Origin of the sequence: Xanthomonas sp. NCPPB 2922 (assembly GCF_041520885.1) — a bacterium.
Lineage (GTDB): Bacteria > Pseudomonadota > Gammaproteobacteria > Xanthomonadales > Xanthomonadaceae > Xanthomonas > Xanthomonas campestris.
This window is the reverse complement of the sequence record NZ_JBGOFY010000002.1, coordinates 102,158-120,831: the sequence shown is the minus strand read 5'-3', so window position 1 is coordinate 120,831 and position 18,674 is coordinate 102,158. Positions and strand designations below refer to the sequence as shown.

At 65.3% G+C, this 18,674-nt stretch carries 17 protein-coding genes, 1 tRNA gene and 1 pseudogene; 7 read left to right on the top strand and 12 right to left on the bottom strand.

The features are described 5' to 3' along the window. The first annotated feature begins 69 nt into the window (after positions 1-69). Positions 70-996, top strand: a complete 927-nt coding sequence (locus ACD584_RS03040; RefSeq protein ID WP_070691586.1) for a LysR family transcriptional regulator — start codon at positions 70-72, stop codon at positions 994-996. A gap of 5 nt (positions 997-1,001) precedes the next feature. Here the strand turns inward: ACD584_RS03040 and ACD584_RS03035 are convergent, their stop codons facing one another. Beyond that, positions 1,002-1,520, bottom strand: a complete 519-nt coding sequence (locus tag ACD584_RS03035) for a hypothetical protein (RefSeq protein ID WP_014506412.1) — start codon at positions 1,518-1,520, stop codon at positions 1,002-1,004. 224 nt (positions 1,521-1,744) lie between these two features. On the opposite strand from ACD584_RS03035, the gene ACD584_RS03030 reads away from it, so the two are divergent. Next, a complete protein-coding gene (locus ACD584_RS03030) occupies positions 1,745-2,221 on the top strand; it encodes a hotdog fold domain-containing protein (protein ID WP_076036538.1) in 477 nt (158 codons plus the stop codon). Positions 2,222-2,261: 40 nt separating this feature from the next. Here the strand turns inward: ACD584_RS03030 and ACD584_RS03025 are convergent. The 7 genes and pseudogenes from ACD584_RS03025 to dtd form a co-directional block, all read right to left on the bottom strand. After that, positions 2,262-2,423, bottom strand: a pseudogene (locus ACD584_RS03025) (LysR family transcriptional regulator); the annotation flags it as partial. 3 nt (positions 2,424-2,426) lie between these two features. Further along, positions 2,427-3,869, bottom strand: coding sequence for a sensor domain-containing diguanylate cyclase (locus ACD584_RS03020; RefSeq protein ID WP_323475332.1), 1,443 nt, complete (start codon positions 3,867-3,869; stop codon positions 2,427-2,429). Between the two features lie 162 nt (positions 3,870-4,031). Continuing rightward, positions 4,032-4,892, bottom strand: coding sequence for a GAF domain-containing protein (locus ACD584_RS03015; RefSeq protein ID WP_076036540.1), 861 nt, complete (start codon positions 4,890-4,892; stop codon positions 4,032-4,034). Between the two features lie 260 nt (positions 4,893-5,152). Then, positions 5,153-5,228, bottom strand: a tRNA-Ile gene (locus tag ACD584_RS03010). Positions 5,229-5,519: 291 nt separating this feature from the next. Then, entirely contained in the window at positions 5,520-5,765 is a 246-nt protein-coding gene (locus tag ACD584_RS03005; RefSeq protein ID WP_012439399.1) for a hypothetical protein, read from the bottom strand. 253 nt (positions 5,766-6,018) lie between these two features. Then, on the bottom strand, positions 6,019-7,893 hold the full coding sequence (gene rpoD, locus ACD584_RS03000; RefSeq protein WP_076036541.1) for an RNA polymerase sigma factor RpoD: 1,875 nt from the start codon (positions 7,891-7,893) through the stop codon (positions 6,019-6,021). Positions 7,894-8,000: 107 nt separating this feature from the next. Beyond that, on the bottom strand, positions 8,001-8,441 hold the full coding sequence (dtd, locus tag ACD584_RS02995; RefSeq protein WP_011038819.1) for a D-aminoacyl-tRNA deacylase: 441 nt from the start codon (positions 8,439-8,441) through the stop codon (positions 8,001-8,003). A 99-nt stretch (positions 8,442-8,540) separates the two neighbouring features. On the opposite strand from dtd, the gene ACD584_RS02990 reads away from it, so the two are divergent. Further along, positions 8,541-9,455, top strand: coding sequence for a lauroyl acyltransferase (locus ACD584_RS02990; RefSeq protein ID WP_070693426.1), 915 nt, complete (start codon positions 8,541-8,543; stop codon positions 9,453-9,455). A 140-nt stretch (positions 9,456-9,595) separates the two neighbouring features. Here ACD584_RS02990 and ACD584_RS02985 read toward each other — a convergent pair whose 3' ends face one another. Beyond that, positions 9,596-10,117, bottom strand: a complete 522-nt coding sequence (locus ACD584_RS02985) for a GNAT family N-acetyltransferase (RefSeq protein WP_014506404.1) — start codon at positions 10,115-10,117, stop codon at positions 9,596-9,598. A 245-nt stretch (positions 10,118-10,362) separates the two neighbouring features. Between ACD584_RS02985 and ribA the strand changes: the two genes are divergently transcribed. From ribA to ACD584_RS02970, 3 genes are read left to right on the top strand one after another with little or no spacing between them, the layout of a single operon-like run. After that, positions 10,363-11,496 carry a GTP cyclohydrolase II RibA gene (gene ribA / locus ACD584_RS02980; protein ID WP_076036542.1) on the top strand — a complete coding sequence of 378 codons (1,134 nt, stop codon included), beginning with the start codon at positions 10,363-10,365 and terminating at the stop codon, positions 11,494-11,496. 37 nt (positions 11,497-11,533) lie between these two features. Further along, positions 11,534-12,112: a PH domain-containing protein gene (locus ACD584_RS02975; protein ID WP_012439403.1), complete on the top strand. Its 579-nt coding sequence runs from the start codon at positions 11,534-11,536 to the stop codon at positions 12,110-12,112. After that, positions 12,109-13,611 (top strand): PH domain-containing protein, encoded by a 1,503-nt coding sequence (locus ACD584_RS02970; protein ID WP_011038824.1) that lies wholly within the window; start codon positions 12,109-12,111, stop codon positions 13,609-13,611. Before ACD584_RS02975 ends, ACD584_RS02970 begins: the two co-directional genes overlap by 4 nt. Before the next feature lie 28 nt (positions 13,612-13,639). On the opposite strand, the gene ACD584_RS02965 is transcribed toward ACD584_RS02970, so the two are convergent. After that, on the bottom strand, positions 13,640-14,698 hold the full coding sequence (locus ACD584_RS02965) for a CDP-glycerol glycerophosphotransferase family protein (RefSeq protein ID WP_076036543.1): 1,059 nt from the start codon (positions 14,696-14,698) through the stop codon (positions 13,640-13,642). Here ACD584_RS02965 and ACD584_RS02960 point away from each other — a divergent pair, their 5' ends adjacent. After that, entirely contained in the window at positions 14,699-15,523 is an 825-nt protein-coding gene (locus ACD584_RS02960; protein WP_011038826.1) for a glycosyltransferase family 2 protein, read from the top strand. It abuts the gene before it with no gap. On the opposite strand, the gene ACD584_RS02955 is transcribed toward ACD584_RS02960, so the two are convergent. Both ACD584_RS02955 and ACD584_RS02950 read right to left on the bottom strand, forming a co-directional pair. Continuing rightward, positions 15,508-16,797 carry an O-antigen ligase gene (locus ACD584_RS02955; RefSeq protein WP_076036544.1) on the bottom strand — a complete coding sequence of 430 codons (1,290 nt, stop codon included), beginning with the start codon at positions 16,795-16,797 and terminating at the stop codon, positions 15,508-15,510. The genes ACD584_RS02960 and ACD584_RS02955 overlap by 16 nt on opposite strands. A 149-nt stretch (positions 16,798-16,946) precedes the next feature. Then, on the bottom strand, positions 16,947-18,668 hold the full coding sequence (locus ACD584_RS02950) for a glycosyltransferase family 39 protein (protein ID WP_076036545.1): 1,722 nt from the start codon (positions 18,666-18,668) through the stop codon (positions 16,947-16,949). Positions 18,669-18,674 lie beyond the last annotated feature (6 nt).

Here is an 18,674-nt window from a genome sequence, read left to right as displayed (position 1 = left end):
GCGCAAGAGTGCCGTTGCAGCGGCTAGGATGGAACTGGCAAAACATGCCCAGCCGCCGGAAAAATTCTTATGAGCCATGACATCGCCTGGGAAGATCAACGCACCTTCCTGGCGGTTCTCGATACCGGCAGTCTCTCGGCTGCCGCGCGCCAGCTGGGCGTTGCCCAGCCCACCGTGCGCGCACGCATCGCTTCGCTTGAAGCCGCGCTGGGCACCACCTTGTTCACCCGTGCGATCACCGGCCTGATCCCCACCAGCGAAGCGCGCGGGCTGGAAGCGGCGGCCCGCACCATGGCGCGTGCCTCGGCGATGTTCGTGCGGCTGGCGTCTGCACCGCCCGGCCTGGTCGCCGGCACCGTGCGGATCAGCGTGTCGGACTTTGTTGGCGTCGAAGTCCTGCCGGCGATGCTGGCGCGCTTGCGCCAGATGCATCCGCATATCGTCACCGAGCTGGTGCTCAGCAACACGCCGGCGGACCTGCTGGAGCAGGAAGTCGATATTGCCGTGCGCATGCAGCCGCCCACGCAAGGCGCGTTGGTGGCGCGCAAGGTCGGTGCGATCGCCCTGGGCTTGTTTGCGCACCGCGATTACATCGCGCGCCGTGGCGCGCCGGCCACGGTAGAGGCACTGCTCGAACACGAGCTCATCGGCCCCGATCGCAACCGCGCCGACCTGAGCCTGGCCCGCGCCCTGCATCCGCACCTGCTGCGTGACCGCCTGGCCACCCGCACCGACAGCCACCCTGCGCAACTTGCGCTCGCACGTGCCGGCCTGGGCATTGCCATTGCGCAATGCCCGATCGCCCGCGCAGACCCATGCCTGGTGCAGGTGCTGCCCGAGGTCGCACTGCCCGCACTCACCACCTGGATCGTGACCCACGAAGACCTGCGCGATGTGCCACGCATCCGCGCCACCTTCAATCACCTGGTCACGTCGTTCGAACGCTATCTGGCAGTACCGCCTCAGGTCATGTCCGAGCAATATGCACCGGCCTGACGGCGCTACACACGCACCTCGGGCCGCCACGGCGCGGGCTCGGCAAGCAAGCGCGCCGCCACATCGCTCACGTGGTTGAAGCGATGCCGCTGGATGGCGTAGATCACGCCCAGCAAGACCGCAAATGCCAGCACTGGCAGCGGCACCACCGGCAGCGCCTGGACGAGCATCAGCGCCACCCACAGCATGCTCCAGTTGCACAGGCCCACGATGCGGATCTCGCGATCGCGCTTGTCCACCAACACCACGCCACGCATCACCGGTGCGTAGTTCGGCTTGAGGCGCATCCATACGCTTTCACGAAACGCACTGCTTGTTTCCGACAGCGGGTGGAACACCAGCGGCGCCCACGCGGAGTCATCCAGCGTCATCTCGATGCGGCCCAACGGGAAGTGTGCCAGCGCCGTTGCGGTGGCCGGAATGCGCCGCACGTACAGGGGCACGCCCCAGCGGCAGTACCAGCGGTTCCAGCACAGCATCAGCACCGCTTCGATCAACAGCAGCGCGATCAGCACGTACAGCATGGGTCCGTCCTGTGTGTGGTCCGGGCGGACCGTGTCCTGAGCATGCCTGAGCACTGGGCGCCCGTGCGGCTACACCAGGCGATGGCAGCGCAACGCTAACCGCTGCACCGGCTGGCGTACACCTGCACAGCCAGATCGAGCGGTGCTGCGTGGCGCTTGCAGCGGCCACCATACTGCATGGTATGTTTCGACCATTCCGCCCCCACATACAGCGAACGCAGCACATGGCCACGCACTCGCAGACCCTCGACATCTGGACGCAGCTAAGCCCGCTGCCTGCCGGCAAATGGCTGTTTTCCCGGCTGCTGTGCCTGAAGGCGCCCTACTTCGGCTCGATCTCCCCGCGCTTCGAAGTGCTGCGCGCCGGCCAGTGCGTGGTGGCCGTGCGCAAGCGGCGCAAGGTGCTGAACCACATCGGCACCGTGCATGCGATCGCCATGTGCAACGCGGCCGAACTGGCCGGCGGCACCATGACCGAGGTGACCGTGCCCGCCACGCATCGCTGGATCCCGCGCGGTATGGACGTGCAGTACCTCAAGAAAGCCACGACCGCGGTGGTGGCCGAAGCCCGCCCGCTCGACCCGTCACCTACTTTCGATGTGGCCAGGGAGTACCCGGTTGAAGTGCTGATCAAGGACACCGCCGGAGACACCGTCTTCCGTGCGGTGATTGCGATGTGGGTGTCGCCGAAGAAAGCGTAGCGGCACGCCGCCACGCCGCTGCACGCGCCACCCGCAATGGTCAGCCCTGCAACACCAGTGACCCGTCCGGGTAGCGCGCGCACAGAAAATCCACGAACGCGCGCACCTTGGGCGCGGCCAGCCGCCGCGAGGTGTGCAGCACCCACAGCGCCGGCGTCACGCCGGACACCGTTCCCCACTGCACCAGTTCCCCGCGCGCCAGCGGCTACGCGCTCAAGCGCGCGCGATTGCGTCCAGCCTGCTTTGCCGCGTAAAGCGCATCGTCGGCGCATTTCAATAGCCCGCTTGCATCGACCTCCTTGTTGAACGCGCTATAGCTATATGCCCCGACGCTGACAGTGACGTAGCCCTCCGGACTGTCGTCGTGCGCAATCTGCAGCCCACGAATACTCTCCACAATGCGCTCGGCTGCTGCCAGCACCGCAGCCTGGTCGCATGAGGGAAGTAACACAGTGAGCTCTTCTCCACCGTACCTGGCAGCGAGATTGCCAGCGCGCCGCGTGTGGTTCTTCAGCACATTGGCGATTGCCTTGATGCAGAGGTCGCCTGCAGGGTGGCCATAATAGTCGTTGTACCGCTTGAAATAATCGATATCGACCATGATCACGCCGAGCGGCTGCGATGTTCGCTTTGCGCGCTTGATCTCGGCGGGCAACACCACATCAAGCTGCCTGCGGTTCGCCAGACCAGTCAGGCTGTCCTGCATGGCAATGGCTTCCACTGCGGCATACGCCAGTCGCAGCTCATCTTCAACTTTCAGCGTTGTCTTTATCTGGCGCGAAATAAGGGTCGCAAAGAGGACTGGAATCGGAAGGATCAGACAGAGCATGATCAATGAGCCATACAAACTCTCGTACCACGACCCGAGAATTGCACGCTTTGACTTGCCGGCCAGTACGACAAGCGGATAGCGATTGAGGCGTTCGTAGCCATACATACGCTCCACCTTGTCAGTGATCGCAACCACCATGTGCACGCCCCGCGATGCATGCGGCAGGTACTTCGAAAAGATATCCCCCTTGGCGATATTTCTACCAATCATGTTCGTGTCGAACGGATGACGCACCATGATGGTTCCGTTTTGATCTGCGAGAACGATCACACCTTGCTCGTCCATTCTGAAATCGGCATAGAACCTACTGAAGTACTGCACGCGAAGAGTCACTAGAAAAACCCCGCCGAAGCTTCCATCCTTGTTATTGATTCGCCTGGACACCGGAATAATCAGCTCGCCGGTCGAACGACTTGCAATCACAGGGCCGACGTGCACACGCTCACCCGCATGCGCCTTGTGATAGTGGAAATATTCTCTGTCGGCATTGTTGGCTGACGCAGGAATTTTGTCCTTGTCGGTGACTATCCAGTTACCCTTTTCGTCGTAGACGAAGATTCCGTGCAATTGCGGAAGGCTGCGTACCTGACGCTGGAAGAGAAGATGGAGCCGATTCCTGTCGATGTTCTCGAATCCATCACCTTCGATTCGCTCCACCACGCTCATGGAGAGTATGTCAGCGTCCTTGATTGCATCATCCGCATGTTGCCCCACAGAGTGGGCAAGATTCTCAGTTGTGCTACGAGCCGCGTCCAATGCGGAACGGTATCCCGTCCATGTCTGGTAGGCGTTGGTGCCGACCATCAACAGGATCATTGCCGCCGCAAAATAGGGAACAGATCTTAGAATGACGCGTTGCCAATTGAAGGGAACTACCATGCGCTTCCCGCCCTATGAGGTGTGCCGCTCATGCATCTACTTGTCGACAGGAAAGGAATCTGAATCCGAAGAGGCGGCCTAACCCGAAACGCGCAAAGCCTAGAGTTTCGACCACGACGCACCCACGTTTTCTGGATAGAGAAGTGCAACAAAAGACGGTGCGGTTTGCGCATTCGTCACCACCTGCAGCCAGACCCGCTTGCCCGAGAAGCTGCCCGCGTTCAAGGTGACGGGAAGGACACCGCTATCGTGGGCGCGCGTTTTCAAGCTTAAGCGTTCGTCGGAATCGCCTTTCCAGAGTGCATTGGCGGAAGAAGCAAGCAACGCCGCCTTGGTCGTTCCCAATAACGCGCAACACGCTGCGTTGACAGCGACCAGCGCCTCATCGGCACCGAACACCGCCATGGCGATTGGCGAGAAGTCGAAGCCTATCTGCTTCGCATCCGCTTCCTGGTTCGATGACAGGTCGCTCTTCAAACGGCTAAAGACATAATGGCTGGCCTTTTCCGCCAGCTGATTCATCAACCGCAGCTCGTCCTCATTCAGCTCTTTTGGCTGGGCGTCGAGGGCGCAGAGGGTTCCTACGAGCAGACCGTTTTCACTGCGTAGCGGTATCCCTGCATAGAAGCGAATGTAGGGCGGTCCTTGGACGAGCGGGTTGTCCTTGAATCGAACATCGGTCAAGGCGTCACGCACAAACAGCGCCTCCCCCGCACCCACGGCATGTGCGCAAAACGACACGTCCCGCGATGTTTCGCAGACATCGAGACCGACTCTGGATTTGAACCATTGCCGGTCTGCGTCCACCAGAGAAATCAGTGCGGTGGACACCTGCAATTTCTCGGCAAGTTCGCGCGTGATCTCGTCAAAGACCTCTTCTGCCGCTGTGTCCAGGATATCGAGCTGACGCAGGAGGCGAAGGCGCGCCTGCTCATTCTTCGGATACGGTGCAATGAGCATAGTCGAGGACCAGGGAAGCAGTCTCGATCATAGCGCCCTGCAGACCGCCAGTGCTGTCGTGCTCGCTTGATAACAAAGACCGAGGAACCCAAGACGCATGCGGGCTAGGCGTGCCGGCCACGAAGCGCCTCTGCAGATCCGTCTCCGGCCAGGGCTGTGCTGTGCTCTATCAGCTTTGAATCTATCGCGACATCACCGCACGTATCGGAGTCGGCGTCAGCAGTGCGGGACGCGATCAAAAAACACAACCTCGCATCGTGTGGTGGGCCCACCAGGATTCGAACCTGGAACCAAAGGATTATGAGTCCTCTGCTCTAACCGTTGAGCTATAGGCCCTGCGTCGCGCGGCTCGTCGGTGCTGCATGCATCAGCTGCCCCAGAGTCGGCAAAGTTTACCTGCCCGGCTGCTTCGCTGTCTGCTGCGTCTGCGCTTACCTGAAAAAGCACAACCGCCCGGCTGTGCCACGCCCACAAAAAAGCCCAGCGGTTGGCTGGGCGTCTCTGCTGCGCATCGGACCTTCGTCACCGGCTGCTTCAGGCCAGCACTACAAGGCGCTCATTGCCGCACTTGCGTATTGCTGCACCGGTTATTCCGCTGCACTCGTGGTCCTCGGCAACAACCACCACTCACGCATCGGCCACTTCTTGCTGCGCATCCACCAGCGCGCGGCCGGTACGAAAGCCGTGCGCGATGGCGTCCTGGTAATTGTCGTACTCCACGTTCTGCTCGCTGATCCGTGGCAACCGTTTGCCGCGGGCAACGTACACATCCACCCATAGCGTCCACTTCGCACCGACAGACGCCTGTTCCACACGCACGCGGATCTCGCTGTCGCGGTAGGTGGTGGTTTCGAATCGGCTTTGCCTGCTCATGGTGGCGCTCTCGTGTCCATTCGATTAGCACGGTAGGGCGTGGCGCTAGAAAAATACGTGAGTAATCGGGAAACGCGTCCTTAATGTTGCGGGCCTGTGTAGCTTCGTGCGCGTGCCGTGAACACGCCAGGCTGATGTGATTAGCGTGCTGCGTTGCTTCTTGCGAACCGCAGCGCGTGGACACCCCCCATAACGCAACAGCCCCGCATGAGCGGGGCTGTTGTGGAACCGAAGTGCGCTGACCGCTGTGCGATCAGTCGATGTCCAGGAACGACCGCAGCTGTTCCGAACGGCTCGGGTGACGCAGCTTACGCAACGCCTTGGCCTCTATCTGGCGAATCCGCTCACGCGTGACATCGAACTGCTTGCCGACCTCTTCCAGCGTGTGATCGGTGTTCATGTCGATACCGAAGCGCATGCGCAGCACCTTGGCTTCCCGCGGGGTCAGGCCGGCCAACACGTCCCGCACCGTCTCGGAGAGATTGATGTTGGTGGTGTTGTCGATCGGGGACTCCACGTTGGTGTCCTCGATGAAATCGCCCAGATGCGAATCCTCGTCGTCGCCGATCGGGGTTTCCATCGAGATCGGCTCCTTGGCGATTTTCATCACCTTGCGGATCTTGTCCTCGGGCATGTCCATTTCCTTGGCCAGTTCCTCCGGCGTGGCCTCGCGGCCGAACTGCTGGAGCATCTGACGGGAAATGCGGTTCAACTTGTTGATCGTCTCGATCATGTGCACCGGAATACGGATGGTGCGCGCCTGATCGGCGATCGAACGGGTAATGGCCTGACGGATCCACCACGTGGCATACGTGGAGAACTTGTAACCGCGACGGTATTCGAACTTGTCCACGGCCTTCATCAGGCCGATGTTGCCTTCCTGGATGAGGTCGAGGAACTGCAGGCCACGGTTGGTGTACTTCTTGGCGATGGAGATGACCAGACGCAGGTTGGCCTCGACCATTTCCTTCTTGGCCTTGCGCGCCTTGGCTTCGCCATAGGCCATCGCACGGCTGATCTCCTTGATCTCGCCCAGGGTCAGGTAGTTCGCCTTTTCCATCTCGATCGAACCCTGCTGCTCGGAGACGATCTGGTCCTTGACGTCGCGCAGCGCCGACGACCACTTCTGCTTGCGCTTGAGTGCGTCTTCCACCCATTCCAGGTTGGTCTGGTTGCCTTCCCACGAACGGATGAAGTCCTTGCGCGGCATGCGCGCCACGGTGGTCGCCAGGTGCAGCACCTTGCGCTCGTGGTCCTTGATGCCGTTGACCACGCCACGCAACTGGGTGACCAGCGCATCGGTCAGCGGCAGCGGCAGCTTGAGTGTGGTGAAGATGGCGGCCATGTCTTCGCGCGCCTTGGCCACATTCTTGTGCTCGGCGCCATACTTGACGTAGGCCTTCTTGAACTTGGCGTACTCGTTGGCCAGGTTCTCCATGCGCGTGGCGACTTCCACCGGGTCCGGACCGGTCGGGCCGGCTTCTTCCTCGGCAGCGTCGTCATCGCCGTCTTCGTCTGCGTCTTCGTCGACCGCATCTTCGTCGACAGCCACCGGGCCGGCAGCGGCCAGCGCTGCGGCGGCAGCGTCGGCTTCTTCGATCAGGTCGTTGAAGCCGACCACGATCTCGGCCAGGCGCTTCTTGCCTTCCTTGTGCGCTTCGTAATCGGACAGCAGCAGCTCGGTCGACAGCGGGAACGTACCCAGTGCGGCCTGGACCTGGCTCAGGCCCTCTTCGATGCGCTTGGCGATGGCGATTTCGCCTTCGCGGGTCAGCAGCTCGACCGTGCCCATCTCGCGCATGTACATTCGCACCGGGTCGGTGGTGCGACCACCTTCGGTGTCCAGCGCGGTCAGCGCCGCGGCGGCTTCTTCGGCGGCAGTGTCGTCAACCTCGCGGTTGCCGGTGTTGCCATCGTTGAGCAGCAGGGTTTCAGCATCGGGCGCAACTTCATGGACATCGATGCCCATGCCGTTGATCATGCTGATGATGTCTTCGATCTGCTCCGGGTCGACCAGGTCGTCGGGCAGGTGGTCATTGACTTCGGCGTAGGTCAGATAGCCCTGTTCCAGGCCCTTGCTGATCAGTAGCTTGATGTCGGATTGCTGGGCAGGACGTTCGTTGGCCATGAGTGCTCGCGCCACCGGCTTTGAGATTGGAAAGAGAACCTAGCATTATACCAGCGTGAAGCCCGGTCTGCCGGAATCAAGACACGCAGCTGGTTGAGTGAGGCGTGCTAGGGCCTGAGAAGGAAGGTCACCGGGCCGTCATTGACCAGGTCGACAACCATATGGGCACCGAAGCGGCCGGTTTCCACCCCGCCGGAATGTTTTTCACGGCAGATCGCCACCAATTGATTGAACGCCCGTTCAGCCTCTTCTGGCGGCGCGGCGGTGCTGAAGCTCGGCCGCATACCGGCCTTGGTGTCGGCAGCCAGGGTGAACTGGCTCACCAGCAGCAGCCCACCACCGGTGTCGGCAAGTGAGCGATTCATCTTGCCGGCCTCATCGGAAAACACCCGGTAGCCCAGCAGGCGTTCGGCCAGGCGGCGCAGCTGTGGCGCGGTGTCGCCGGGCTCGATACCGATCAGGGCCAGCAGCCCGGGGCCAATCTGCCCGACCACCTGCGCATCGACCGCGACCGAGGCCCGGGTGACGCGTTGGATCAGTGCAAGCATGGGCAACACCTCAGTCAGTCGGGCGGCACGAGCATGCCGAGTGCGGCCAGTGCTGTCACGTACGGGTCATCGCCGGCCGCGCTGTTTAGAATTGCCCGGATGAAACCTGATGTCCGCGCCCGCCTGTTGTATGTCACCGCCGCCACCGTGAGCCGGCTGCCCTGGCCGTTGCTCAAGCGCGTGGCCGACACGCTGGCCTGGAGCTGGCGCAAGCTCGATGCCCGCGAAAGCCGCGTGGCGCGGCGCAACCTGGAACTGGCCTACCCGGAACTGGCACCGGCACAGCGCGCGCAGCTGCATGCGCGGATCCTGCGCTCCACCGCCCGGCAGACCCTGGAAGTGCTGCGTACCTGGACCCGCCCGCCGGCCGAGAACCTGGCGCGGCTGCAGCGCAATGGGCAGGAGCTGTACGACGCGGCGCTGGCGTCGGGCCGCGGGGTGATCGTGGCGGCGCCGCACTTCGGCAATTGGGAATTGCTCAATCAGTGGCTGTCCGAACGCGGCCCGATCGCCATCGTGTACCGCCCGCCGGACTCCGATGCCGTGGATGGCTTCCTGCAGTTGGCCCGTGGCGGCGACAACGTGCGCCAGGTGCGCGCGGAAGGCCCGGCGGTGCGCCAGCTGTTCAAGGTGCTCAAGGACGGTGGCGCGGTCGGCATCCTGCCCGACCAGCAGCCGAAGATGGGCGATGGCGTGTTCGCGCCGTTCTTCGGTATCCCGGCGCTGACCATGACCCTGGTCAACCGGCTGGCCGAGCGCACCGGCGCCACCGTGCTGTACGGCTGGTGCGAGCGCGCCGGCGACGATCTGCAATTCGCCCTGCATGTGCAGCCGGCCGAGCCGGCGGTGGCGGACCCCGACCCGGTGCGTGCGGCCACCGCGCTCAATGCCGGCATCGAACAGATCGCCCGGCGCGACCCGGCGCAATACCAGTGGACCTACAAGCGCTACACGCTGCGCCCGCCGGGCAGCGGCGAGCCCAATCCGTATGCGACCGAGCGGCATCCGCATTGAAGTGCGGCGGGCTTGCGAGAAACGCTCTGCCTTGCGCGTGCTGAGCCAGCGCTTGGCCGCGAGCGTCGCATTTCAAAGACAGATCAGGCGCCGCAGCAGCGCCTTCCAAGTGCTCCCGGCCTAAGTCATCGCTACCAGGCTCAATCGTCGTGCGGGTCGCTCGGCGTGCTGAGAATGCGCTGATAGAACGCCAGGTCGAGCCAACGACCGAACTTGAAACCGGCTTCGCGCACGGTACCGGCATGGGTGAAGCCAAACTGTTCGTGCAGCGCGATGCTGGCCGCATTGCTGGCGTCGATGCCGCCGACCAGCACATGCACGCCACGCGCCTGCGCCGCGTCGATCAGCAATTGCAGCAAGGTGCGCCCCAGGCCTTTGCCGCGATGGTCGCGGTGCACGTAGATCGAATGCTCCACGCTGTACTTGAACGCCGGCCAGGCGCGAAACGTGCCGTAGCTGGCAAAGCCCATCAAGGTGCCATCGGCGTCTTCCACGCCAATCACCGGAAAGCCGCCGGCCTGCTTGGTGGCGAACCAGCCCACCATGCTCTCCGCCGGGCGCGGCCGGTAGTCGTACAGCGCCGTGGAATGGGCGATGGCATCGTTGAAGATGTCCAGGATCGCGCCGGCGTGGCGCGCATGGCTGCAGTCGACGATGTGCATGGCATCCAGGCAAAGACAGGGTGGACGGATTAAAAAGCATTGCCGGGCGATGAACAACGCGGCAGCGGTGCAACCAATGGTGGCCCTGCCTGCCACACAGTCCAGGTCCGCCACAGACGCAGCGTTCCATTCGCCCGTGGCTGCCGGCGCTTGCCGGGCACGCGACAATGGCGAAGGCAGGCAGCGTGTGGTTGCGCTGGTGCCCGCCTTGAAGCGGTCGTGGCAGTCCCCATTTGGAGTCGTGCATGAGCAGTCCCTCTCCCTCCCCCAGCGCGCAACCCTTCGGTGACCCGGCCGCGATCCGTTGCGAGCGCGCCGCCGCCGAATTGCGTGCCGGCCGCCCGGTACTCATCACCGATGCCCAGGGACACACCCGCGCCGTGCTCGGGCTGGACAGCAGCACGGCGCAGTCGTACATGGCCTTCGCGCGCGCCGCGCAGGGCCGGCATTACCTGTTCGTGACCCCCACCCGCGCACAGGTGCTGGGCCTGGTGGCCCAGCAGGGTGCGCGTGTGGCGCTGGTCAGCCACGATTACGACCAGCTCGCCGCACTCGCGTATCTGCGCGATACCCCGGTGCCCTCGCAGTGGACCCCGGGCGATGCGCTGGACGCCGGCGCGGTGGAGATCGCACGGCTTGGGCTGCTGCTGCCGGCGATGCTGGCGGTGGAGCTGCCCGGCGAGCAAGACCGCGCCGCCTTCGCCGGCTGCCAGTCACTGGCGCTGGACGACCTGGACAGCGGCTGCGCCACCTCGGCGGCGGCTGGCTACGAACTGGTCACCCGCAGCCCGGTGCCGTTGCGCGGCCTGGGCATGAGCGAGTTCGTGGTGTTCCGCGGTGGCGTGGCGCAGCGCGATCAGGTGGCGATTGTGGTGGGCCAGCCGGATCTGGGCAGTGCGGTGCCGGTGCGCGTGCATTCGTCCTGCCTCACCGGCGATCTGTTCGGCTCGCTCAAGTGCGACTGCGGCGACCAGTTGCGGCACGGGCTGGCCAAGCTCAAGGAGCTCGGCGGCGGCGTGTTGCTGTATCTGGATCAGGAAGGCCGCGGGACGGGCATCGCCTCGAAGATGCGCGCATACGGCTATCAGCACGCCGGGCTGGACACCATCGATGCCGATGCGCAGCTGGGCTTTGGCCCGGATGAGCGCCGCTACGGCAGTGCGGTGGCGATGTTGCGCGGCCTGGGCATCAGCCGGATCCGCCTGCTGACCAACAACCCGACCAAGGCCGAGCGGCTGCGTGCCGCCGGTATCGTGGTGGAAGACCGCATCCCGGTCACCGGCGACATCACGCCGGAGAACGAGCAGTACCTGCGCACCAAGGCGGCCCGCGCCGGCCACGCGCTGGATGTCGACGCGCTGATCCTGGCGGCCCAGTAAGCCGACTGCCGGGTGCGCGCCCGCGCGGCGCCCGGCTATGCTGGCGGACCGCTTCCCGCAGGCCCGCCGCGTGCACGACGTCCCACCCCCGCTTCCCGACGACCTCCACGCCACGCCCGCGCCGGCCGAGCCCGACACGGTGGACCACGCCCAATGGCAGCCGCTGCCACGCCGCGGCGCCTATGTAGCCGGGGTCAAGGGTGCGCTCGGCATGAGCGTGGCCTGCCTGTTCGCACTGGGCGTGTTCGGCGTCGCGCTGCAGGCCTGGCAGTACTGGCCGGCAATGGTGGTGGCCGTACTCCTGGCGGCCGGGCTGGGTGCGTGGCTGGCGCTCAAACGCCATCGGCTGACGCGCTGGAAGCTCGACAACCACGGCCTGGCCCTGCAGCGCGGCCACCTGTGGCAGAGCGAAACGCGGATCCCGATCACCCGCGTGCAGCATCTGGACCTGCGCCGCGGCCCGATCGAGCGCGCCACCGGCCTCACTACGCTGGTGGTGCATACCGCGGGCAGCCGGCTCAACGCCGTAGGGCTCTCCGGCCTGGACCAGCGCGATGCCGAACGGCTGCGCGACCGCCTCGCCCACCAGCTCGACCACGACGACGACGCCCTGTGAGCGCGATCGACGCGTCAACCGATGATGAGCAGCGGCTGCACCCGTTGTCGTGGCTGTTCGTGTTGCTGCAGCAGATCCGCCAGTTCCTGATCCCGCTGGCGGCGTTGATTTTGTTCGGCAGCCGCGATGGGAGCCGCGACTCGGCCGATCACCTGGCGACCGGCATCGTGATCGCCGTCCTGGTGGCCATCTCGGTGCTGCGCTACTTCACCTATCGTTACCGCATCGGCAGTGATGGCGTGGCGATCCGCAGCGGCCTGCTGGAGCGCAGCCGGCGCGACATCCCGTTCGCCCGCATCCACAACGTGGTGGTGCACCAATCGCTGCTGCACCGGCTGGCCGGCGTGGCCGAGGTGCGCCTTGAATCGGCCGGCGGGCACAAGCCGGAAGCGGAAATGCGCGTGTTACGGCTGGATCAGGCGCTGGCGCTGGAAGACCTGATCCGCCGCCGCGCGCACACCGCCGAGCCGGCCACTGCACACCAGGCGCCCGACGTCGGCACCTTGCTGCGCCTGCCCACCAGCGAGGTGATCCGCCTGGGGCTGATCTCCAACCGCGGCATGGTGGTGGTCGCCGCCGGCTTCGGGGTGCTGTACCAGATGATTCCGCGTCGCACGGTGTCCAACTTCGTCGAACACAACGGCGAACTGGCTTATCGCTATGTGGCGCAAATCCATCCCGGCACCGCCGTGACTGCGACGCTGGTGGTGCTCGGCATGCTGGTGGTGCTGGTCGCGATGCGGGCCCTGTCGGTGGCACTGGCAGTGGCGCAGTACCACGGCTTTCACCTGAGCGAATCCGAGCGCCGCCTGACCGTGGAACGCGGTCTGCTGACCCGCATCCGTAGCAGCGTGGCGCTGCGCCGCATCCAGTCCTGGACGCTGTACGAAAGCCGCCTGCATGCCCTGTTCGGACGCCGCCAGCTGCGCGTGGATACCGCCGTGACCACCGGTGACAACGACGGCGCCGCGCTGAAGGAACTGGCGCCGATCGCCGAGCCGCAGCGCTGCGACGCCCTGCTGCAGCAGCTGTTGCCCGACGTGGCCTGGCCACCTGCGGCGTGGCAGCCGGTGGCCACGCACTGCTGGTGGCGGCTGAGCCTGCCCACCGTGCTGCTGGTGCTGCCACTGACCGCCGTGCTGGCCTGGCGTTTCGGTGCGCAGGCGAGCTGGCTGCTGCTGTGGCTGCCCTGGAGCGCCTTCAAGGCCTACCGCCAGGTGCAGCGCATGGGTTACGCGCTGGATGCGCGCTACGTAGCGGTGCGTGGCGGCTGGTGGAAGCGCTGGTGGCGGCTGGCCGAACTGGACAAGTTGCAAGCGCTGCAACTGCAGCGCTCGCCGCTGGACCGGCTCTCCGGCACCGCCACCTTGTTGCTGGATACCGCCGGTGCCAGTGCCACCGGCCCGGCCTTGCGGCTGCGCTTCGTGCCGCTGGCCCACGCGCAGGCCTTGCAGACCCAGCTCGGCGCCGCGTTGGCGCGTCGCAAACTCCGCTGGTGATGGCGGCTTGCGATGGACGCGTTGGTGATCAGCGCCGCGACGGGCCCCAATAGCCAAGCGCGCGACGGATCTGCAGAGCCCGCCATTGCGCCCCCAGCGGTTTACTGCGGAGGCGGCCCATCTCGCCGGCGATGAAGTCTTCGGTGGCGGCGATCACGCGCTCGGACGACAGCCCATCGCGAAACGGATGGATCGCATCCGCGTACGTGGCTAGCGCCGCACGCAGGCCCGCCTCTGGCTGCAGCGCGCGCGCCAGCCACTGCGGCAATTCCTCGGGCTGCTGGAAATCCAGCATGTGCGGCTGCGGCACCCGGTTGCGGAAGGTCACCACCGGTTTGTGCTGCACCACGAACTCGGACACGATCGAAGAGGTGTCCGAGACCAGCACATCGGCAGCGCGCTGCGCGGCCATGACCTCTTCAGGCTCGACAAAACGCGCATTGGGCCCGGCCAGCGCGCGATAACGCTCGAACAGCGCCGGCGCACATTTGGGATGCAAGGTGAGCAGCCAGTAATGCGTGCCGCGTGCGATGTCCGCGGCAATCTGGTCGTACAACACCGGCGCGGCGCTCAGCCGCTCGGTAAAAGTGGAGCCGAACAGGATGACCGGGCGCCCGTCAGCCGGCGCGCGCAACGCGGCGCTGCGTCCGCCGTCATCGCGAAACACCGGGTCCAGTTTGGGCCAGCCGGTCTCGGCCACCGCGAAATGGCCTTCGCGCTGGGCCAATGCACGAAACGGGGCGGTGGTGGCCGGGCCCTGCGTGCAATACAGATCGAACAGCCCGCGCACCCGGAAATGCCCGCGGTTGTCTTCGCGTTTTTGCACGTTGAAGCCGTGAAACAGCTGCACCTTGGCGCCGGACACGAACGGCGGCACCCAGTTGGCGGCACTGAACACCGCACGTGGGCACAGCGCCAGCGCTTGCCGCAGGCCAACCTCGCGCACGCCCGGCACCTGCAGCCCGCGCGCACCATCTTCGAACCAGGCCGACACCGACTGGCCGGAGGCCTGTAATGCCTGCGCCAATGGCGCCAGAATAGGCAACGCGTAACGCTCCGTTGCGAACAGCAGGTATTCGGCCATCACATGTCCTCATCGACCGCCCCAGACGAACGGCCTCGCATTTCCGCCTGCATTATCGCGTTCAACGAAGCCGATCGCCTACGCGACTGCCTGACCTCGCTGGCGTTCTGCGATGAGATCGTGGTGGTCGACTCCGGCTCCACCGATGCCACTGCCGCCATTGCCAGCGCGCACGGCGCGCGCGTGCTGCATCGTGCCTTCGACGGCTACCGTAGCCAGAAGGCATTTTGCGTGGCGCAGGCCAGTCACGACTGGGTGCTGTGCCTGGACGCGGACGAGCGCGTGAGCGATGCATTGCGCGCCTCGATCCTCGCCGCGCGCGATGCCGGATTCAACGCGGCGGCCGGCTATCGCTTCGCACGCCTTTCCGAGTATTTCGGGCGGTTCCTGCGCCACGGCAATGCGTATCCGGACCGCGTGCTGCGGTTGTTCGACCGGCGCCGCGGCGGCTGGCGCGGCAAGCGCGAGATCCACGAAGCCGCCAGCGTGGATGGCACCGTGGCCACCTTGCGCGGTGACCTGATCCATCACCCCTACCGCTCGCTGATGCAGCAGCTCGGCAAGACCCAGCGCTATGCGCAGATGATGGCCGAGTACGACTACGCCCGTGGCAAACGGGCGACCTGGAGCAAGCTGGTGCTCGCGCCAGCGTGGCGCTTCTGGCGCGGCTATCTGCTGCGCGGTGGTTTTCGCGATGGCTGGCACGGGCTGATTTACGCCTACGTACGTGCCAACTATGTGCGCCAGAAGACCATCATGTTGTGGCTGTTGCAGCAGGGCCAACCGGTGCAAGACCCGCCGCGCGCACCTGATCAGCGCGCGGACTGAGCCACTGGCGATGCGGCAGTGGCATGCTGCTGCGCCTGACGCGCGGCCAGCCCCGCCAGGATGCCCACCATCGCCGCATAAAAGCTGGCCGAGACCTGATGGGCGAACATCGATTGGGTCAGCCCGCACAGCGCATAGCTGATCACGATCATCACCCCTGCCGCGGCCGGCCCACGAAATTGACGCTGCCCGCTGCGACGGTGCAAGCGCACGAACATCCACAGCGGCACGCCGTACACCGCGATCAGCAGCAGCAACCCGGGAATACCCTGGGTGGCGCCCCACTCGGCCAGATCGTTGTGCGCGTGGCCCAGATGGCAGCGCAGCAACCAGGTGTCGCCCGCGCACAGTGGCAGCTCGCGCATTGCATCATCGAAGCGCCCCACGCCCACTCCCGTCAACGGATGCGCCTGCAAGGTGTCCCAGGCCACGTGCAAGCGCTCGATGCGCGCACCGGCAGACGAATCGGCGTCGCCGACTTCGTAGCGCTGAAAATCACTTTGCAGCTCGCCGATGCGCAGCTGTTCGGTGAGCCCCGGCACGCTGAGCACCAGGCCAACGCACACCACCGCGCCGCCGACGAACGCCAGCAATCGCATGCGTGCGCTCTGCCAGGGCGCGCCCCAGACCAACACACCCAGGGTCACCAGCAACGACAACCACACGCCACGGCTACCGCTCAGCACGATCACCGCCACCGCAGCCACCGCCGCGCCCAGCAACCAGCGCACCTGGCCATTCGGGCGGCAGAAGATGGCCACCACCAGCAACATCAGCGCAATGTCGGCAAAGACAATCGCGTTGGTCCAGCCCTCTGCGCGCTCGGCACCGTTCATCACCTGCAATATCGCCACCAGCATCGCCGCGAACACGCCGGCCAGCGCGCCGCGCCACAGCCAGACCTGCCGCGGCTGCAGTGCATACGCCCACAGCGCTGCCCACGGCAGCACCAGAAAGCGCGAACGGTTTTCCACATCGCGTACGGAAGGCTCGAACAACACGATCGACAGCACCGACATCGCGATCACCACCGCGGTCAGGCCAGTCAGCACCCGCAACGACCAGCCCTGCGTGGCCAGGCCCGCGCGCAGGCTGCGCCACCCCAGCAGCGTGCCGCCCAGCAGGCACACGCCGAACGGCAGCAAGCCGCTGGGCATGTTCACCACCAGCGCCGTGAGCACGAACACGCCCAGCTCGGCCAATCTCAGCGCGGCACGCGATGCGACAGGAACGGCGGGCGACAGGGGCGGGTGCGGTGAGGGCAAGGAATTCATCAGGTGTGGGTGGCGAAGGAGGGGTGCAGCCGCACGGCGGCGGCAAAAAGGCAGGCCAAGCTAACGATGCGGCGCATGAATCGAGGCTAGACGACCATGCACTGCCTCATTGACCGCATCACGACTGCGCAGTTGCGGTGTGGACACCCTCACTCGGTGTCCAGGTTGCCCTGCTCCTTCGCTTCGACCACCTTCTCGGTCGCATTGGCCACGCACGGCCCGTGCACGGCACTGCCCGGAACCAGCCACCATTTGCGCCGGTTGGCCACGCCCACCACTTGGCTGGCAGTGCGATCGACGCAGCCCAGCAGCGCGGTCTCCTGCACCAGCAACCAGCGCTGGGCCGGCTGCTGCGCCTGCCAGGCCACGCCCTGCTGCAGCTGCGTCTCCCAGGGCACCTTGAAGCCGAACGTCTGCGCCGGCCGGTCGGCCATCAGCAGGTTCTGCTCCTTCCATGCCACCAGCCCGAGCTGCGCCTGCGGCCCGATCCGGCGCCCGGCCTCGCGCATCACCGCGCCGGCCGAGCTGGAGTCGTTGAAGATCGGGTAGCAGATCAGCCCGAACGCCACCCACCAGGCGCTAAGCAAGGACGCCACCGCCAGCGCGGAGCGTCGCACGCGCAGCAACAGCAGGCTGGCAGCGCCCCACAGCGACACTGCCAGCAGCACCCAGCCCAGCGGGTCGGTGGCTTCGCTGCCCACGCCGCGGCTGTCCATGATTTTCTGTTCGAAGCCCGGGTGGCCGATCAGCATCGCCAATCCGCCTGCGCCAAAGGCCACGGTCAACAGCAGCGCAAATCCGAACAGCACCCGCTGCACGCCAACGCGGCGCAACAGCCCCGGCGCCAATGGCGCCAGCGCCAGACAGAACATCGGCAGCGCCGGCAGGATGTAGACGTCGCGCTTGCCATTGGGAATGGTGAAGAACACCAGCACCAGCAGCCACCAGGCCAGCGGCAACAGGTAGCGCGGATCGCGTCGCCGCAACCGCCGCCGCCAGGCCGGCAGCGCCCAGGGCAGCAACAGGATCACCGGCAGCCACATCGTGGCCATGCCCTTGAGGTGGTACCACACCGGTTGCGCGTGATCCCACGAGTTGGCGTAGCGCTTGGCGGTTTGCCGCAGCAGGATGTCGTTGAGGTAGACGCGGTATTCGGGCTCGCCGGCGGTCAACGCGGTAACCACCATCGGCACGAACCACAGCAGGATCGCGACGAAGAAAAACACCGGGCCAAGCCAGAACCGCTTGTCGCGCACCCGGACCTGCACGCCCGGCCAGCCACGCAACGCGGCGATACCGGCCGGAACCAGCATCAGCAGCGCGATCACGCCCACGCCTTTGGTGATGACGCCCAAGCCTGCCGCAAACCAGCCCAGCGTCCACCAGCGCCAGGCAGGCCCCAGCAGCAGGTGTCGCAGTAGCCCGTAATTGGCCAGGGTGATCCAGAACACCACCAGCGGATCGATCTGCGCCTTCTTGGCCTGAAACGTGAAGTGCAGCGTGAACAACAGCATCCACGCCGCATAGGCGCCGACGCGCCGCGTCCACAGCCGCCGGCCCAGGTCGTAGACACAAGCCAGCGTGCCCAGCGCCGCCAGCAACGACGGCAGCAGGAACGCCACCCGCCAATTGCCCAGCAGCGTGTAGAACGCGGCCTGCAGCCACATCAGCATCGGCGGCTTGTCCGAATACAGCTCGTTGCCACGATGCGGGAACAACCAGTCGCCGCTCAGCACCATCTGTTTGGCGACCAGCGCAAAGCGTGGCTCGTCCGATGGCCAGGGGTCACGCAGGCCCAGGCCGGCGCCGATCACCAGCACCGCGGTGATGGCGAGCAGCCAGACATCTTTGGAAGCGCGGGTCTTGAGCATGGCGAT